We start from the raw sequence: 4,873 nt of genomic DNA, 5'->3' as shown, positions 1-4,873 counted from the left end.
CCACAAAGTTATCTATAAGTGATTTTTAACAGCTTTGCTATGCTATCTCCCATCAAATCATACAGATAAAAAATTACTAAAAAGTCAAGATTGATCTGCTATGAAAAATCCCGTATCTTGTGTTGAAAATAAACTTTAACTACTAAGTCTTGTGTTTATCCCTCAAATATCGTGGCATGTTTTTTGCTCGGTTCAAACGGTCTATGAACATAACAAAAGTGACAATGGAGCTATGCTGGCATGAGCGTAATTACTTCGACTCCCGGTCAAATTCAGGTGATTAAGCGCACTGGAGATGTTGCTGCATTTGATGCAGAGAAAATTTCAGTTGCGATTGGTAAAGCTTTTCTTGCTGTGGAAGGTCAACAGAGTTCGGATTCTAGCCGTATTCATGACCGTATTACCCAGTTGACGGAAATGGTATTAAATACTTTCACTCGCCGTTTACCATCGGGTGGTACGATCCATATTGAAGAAATTCAAGATCAAGTAGAACTTGCTTTAATGCGTACTGGGGAACAAAAAGTTGCCCGCGCTTATGTGATTTACCGTGAACAACGTGCTAGCGCTCGTCAGCAAACGAACTCAAACCACCACCCTACTTTACAAGTTACCGACGCAAACGGTCAGCTTCAGCCACTTGATTTAAGTGCATTGCAAGCAACTGTTTCTAAGGCAGCTGAAGGTTTGGAAGGTATTGACGTTCAAGCCATTGTCGATGAAACCGTTAAAAACTTATATAACGGCGTAAAAGAAAGTGATATTGCCACGACAATGATGATGGCAACACGTACCCGTATTGAACAAGAACCTAACTACACTTACGTGACTGCACGTTTGCTTTGTAACGAATTAGTAGGTACAGGTTTAGCATTCTTAGGTTTATCAACAGACACACCAGAAAACAATGCACTTGAAGCATTCTTGAAAAAAGGTGTTGAGCTTGATTTGCTTTCACCTGACTTGCTTGACTTCGACTTAGAAAAATTATCAGCAGCAATTCAGCCAGAACGTTCTAATCAATTTACCTATTTAGGTTTACAGACTTTATTTGACCGTTACTTCATTCACTCAAACGGCGTTCGCTTCGAATTACCACAATTATTCTTCATGCGTGTGTCAATGGGCCTTGCACTCAATGAGCAAGACAAAGAAGAACGTGCCATTGAGTTCTATAACTTATTGTCTAGCTTCGACTACATGGCATCTACGCCTACCCTGTTTAACTCAGGTACATTACGTCCACAGCTTTCAAGTTGTTACTTAACAACAATTGGCGATGACCTTTATGACATTTATGGCGCAATGCGTGACAACGCAATGCTTTCTAAATGGGCTGGTGGTTTAGGTAATGACTGGACACCTGTACGTGCCTTGAACTCTTATATTAAAGGTACAAACGGTAAGTCTCAGGGTGTTGTTCCATTCTTGAAAGTTGCGAACGATACAGCTGTTGCAGTAAACCAAGGTGGTAAGCGTAAGGGTGCTGTGTGTGCATACCTAGAAACTTGGCACTTAGACATCGAAGAATTCTTAGAGCTTCGTAAAAACACGGGTGATGACCGTCGCCGTACTCACGACATGAACACTGCGAACTGGGTTCCAGACTTGTTTATGCAACGTGTATTTGAAGATGGTGAATGGACATTATTTACTCCTTCTGAAACTCCAGACTTGCACGATTTAACTGGTGCTGAATTTGCTGAGCGTTATGCTTACTATGAGTCTGTAGCGAAAGAAACCAACATGCTACACAAGAAAGTACGTGCTAAAGATTTATGGCGCAAAATGCTTTCTATGTTGTTTGAAACTGGTCATCCGTGGATCACATTCAAAGATGTATGTAACTTACGTTCACCACAACAACATGTTGGCGTAGTTCACTCATCTAACTTATGTACTGAAATTACCTTGAACACAAATCAAGACGAAATTGCAGTATGTAACTTGGGTTCGATCAACCTTGTACAACACGTTCAAGGTGGTGTGTTAGATCGTGAGAAATTAGCTCGCACCATTAAAACAGCTGTACGTATGCTCGATAACGTGATCGACATTAACTACTACGCTGTACCACAAGCGAAAAACTCTAACTTGAAACACCGCCCTGTGGGTATGGGTATCATGGGCTTCCAAGATGCTCTATATGAAATGGGTATTGCTTACGGTTCAGACGCTGCTGTTGATTTTGCAGATGAATCAATGGAAGTAATTAGCTACTACGCGATTGAAACTTCAAGCAACTTGGCTGTTGAACGTGGTGCTTACTCAACATTCAAAGGTTCATTGTGGGATCAAGGTATCCTTCCAATCGACTCTTTAGAAATTGTTGCGAAATCTCGTCCAGAGCGCATGTTCGAAGTTGACCGTACTCAACGTTTAGACTGGGACACTTTACGTGCCAAAGTTCAAAAAGACGGTATGCGTAACTCAAACGTGATGGCAATTGCTCCAACTGCAACCATCTCTAACATTTGTGGTGTTTCTCAGTCTATTGAGCCAACATTCCAGAACTTATATGTGAAATCTAACTTGTCTGGTGAATTCACTGTTATTAACCCATACCTCGTTCGTGCATTAAAAGATCGCGGTCTTTGGGACACAGTAATGGTTAACGACCTTAAACACTTTGAAGGTTCAGTACAAAAAATTGCTCGTATTCCTGAAGAATTAAAAGCAATCTTTGCTACTGCGTTTGAAGTGGATACACGTTGGATCGTTGATGCTGCATCACGCCGTCAAAAATGGATTGATCAAGCTCAATCGCTTAACCTTTACATCTCTGGTGCAAATGGTAAGAAACTTGACATCACTTACAAGATGGCATGGTTACGTGGTCTTAAGACGACTTATTACCTCCGAGCTTTAGGTGCAACTTCTGCTGAAAAATCTACAATTAACACAGGTGCTTTAAACGCAGTTAAACCTGCGACTGTTGAAGCAGCGGCTGTTGCTGTCCCTGTTGTAGACGCGAAGAAACCAGAAGCAGCGGTTGAAGAAGAAGGCTTTACTCAAGCAGCTCCAGTACCAATGGCTTGTTCAATCGACAACCCTGATTGTGAAGCTTGCCAATAACATTCAATAAAATTGCTCTTTTTCACTAAAGAGCAATTTTAAAAGAGGTAAAGATTATGCTTTCTCATCTCAGCCATAACTATATGCTTGGTGTTGGAGTTTTAATCTTTGCCTTTATTTTCTTTTATATGCCCATGGTTTACGCATTTATCACAATACGTAAGCAGCAGCGTAAACAAAATAAGTTGTAGGGAGTAGAGACCAAAGGCCCAAAATTTGGTCATGCATCAATAAAACTTAATTTTGTTTACACATTAAAAGCGTATAGTAGGGACATCTTCGTTTAAGAGATGTCAAATATAGATATATACAACGAAGAGAGAACAAAAATGTCTATCCTTAGTTGGGACGATTTTGAAGATGATTCGCAAAAACCGACTACACCTGAACACAAGTCTGCGCCCGTCCAATCGGAAAAAGCGTCAGATTCGCAGAATGTATCTACTGCGCAGCCATCATCGCCGAGCGTGGCAGCTCCACAATCCGCTGGAACCCATTCCGTGCGACCAACAGTTGCCTCCGATACAGTGGCTAGAGCCGCTCAAGCCTTAGAACACTTAGACGTTGCCCCTGGCCTTGAAGAGCTAGAAATGGGTGCTCAACGTGTTCAAGTTGACGACAAAGCAATGATTAACTGTCGTGCGGACTTGAACCAACTTGTACCATTTAAATATGAGTGGGCTTGGCAGAAATATCTTGACGGGTGTGCAAACCACTGGATGCCTCAAGAAGTTAACATGAACCATGACATCGCGCTTTGGAAGTCTGAAAATGGCTTGACCGAAGATGAGCGTACTATTGTTATGCGTTCTTTAGGTTTCTTCTCGACTGCGGACTCTTTGGTTGCAAACAACTTGGTATTGGCGATTTATCGTCACATTACTAACCCAGAATGCCGTCAGTACATCTTGCGTCAAGCGTTTGAAGAAGCGATTCACACTCACGCTTACCAATACTGTATCGAATCTTTAGGTATGGACGAAGGCGAAGTCTTCAACATGTACCGTGAAGTTCCATCTGTTGCACGTAAAGCAGCTTGGGGCTTGAAATATACTCAGTCTTTAACTGACCCTAATTTCCACACGGGCACACCTGAAAACGACCAGCGTTTACTTCGTAACCTGATCGCATTCTACTGTGTACTTGAAGGGATCTTCTTCTACTGTGGCTTTACTCAAATTTTGAGTATGGGTCGTCGTAACAAGATGAACGGTGTTGCTGAGCAATTCCAATACATCTTGCGTGATGAATCTATGCACTTGAACTTTGGTATCGACATGATTAACCAAATCAAGATTGAGAACCCTCACCTTTGGACTGCTGAGTTCCAACAAGAAGTGGTTCAAATGATTGTTGAAGGTACGATGCTTGAAATCGAATATGCACGTGACACAATGCCACGCGGTGTATTGGGTATGAACGCAAGCATGATGGAAGAATATTTGAAATTCATCTGTAACCGTCGTTTAGCTCAGTTAGGTTTACCAGAGCAATTTGCTGGTGTAACTAACCCATTTGCGTGGATGTCTGAGATGATGGACTTACGTAAAGAGAAGAACTTCTTTGAAACTCGCGTAACTGACTACCAAACTGGTGGTGCGTTAAGCTGGTAAGTTTCAGTATCTACGTCACGCGACACATAAGTTGTCATTTGCGACGCATAAAATGTCATTGAGCGACACATAAGTTGTCATTTGCGACGCATAAAATGTCATTGAGCGACACATAAGTTGTCATTAAGAAAATTTTTATAAACACCCAATAAGAAATCTAGATTTCTTATTGGGAAACTTAAAAA

The 4,873-nt window shown here is 41.5% G+C and carries 3 protein-coding genes; all 3 read left to right on the top strand.

Annotated features, from left to right (window positions below; genetic code table 11):
• Nucleotides 1–240 precede the first annotated feature (240 nt).
• The 3 genes from HUN22_RS15610 (at nucleotide 241) to HUN22_RS15600 (ending at nucleotide 4,688) form a co-directional block, all read left to right on the top strand.
• Complete coding sequence (locus HUN22_RS15610) at nucleotides 241–3,075, top strand: ribonucleoside-diphosphate reductase subunit alpha (RefSeq protein WP_174731233.1); 2,835 nt, start codon at nucleotides 241–243, stop codon at nucleotides 3,073–3,075.
• A gap of 56 nt (nucleotides 3,076–3,131) precedes the next feature.
• A complete protein-coding gene (locus HUN22_RS15605) occupies nucleotides 3,132–3,266 on the top strand; it encodes a hypothetical protein (protein ID WP_002120013.1) in 135 nt (44 codons plus the stop codon).
• Nucleotides 3,267–3,404: 138 nt separating this feature from the next.
• Nucleotides 3,405–4,688, top strand: a complete 1,284-nt coding sequence (locus HUN22_RS15600; RefSeq protein ID WP_125698926.1) for a ribonucleotide-diphosphate reductase subunit beta — start codon at nucleotides 3,405–3,407, stop codon at nucleotides 4,686–4,688.
• Nucleotides 4,689–4,873: the final 185 nt, after the last annotated feature.

It is taken from the genome of Acinetobacter lactucae, assembly GCF_013344765.1.
Lineage (GTDB): Bacteria > Pseudomonadota > Gammaproteobacteria > Pseudomonadales > Moraxellaceae > Acinetobacter > Acinetobacter lactucae_A.
This window is presented reverse-complemented; position numbering and strand designations above follow the sequence as displayed.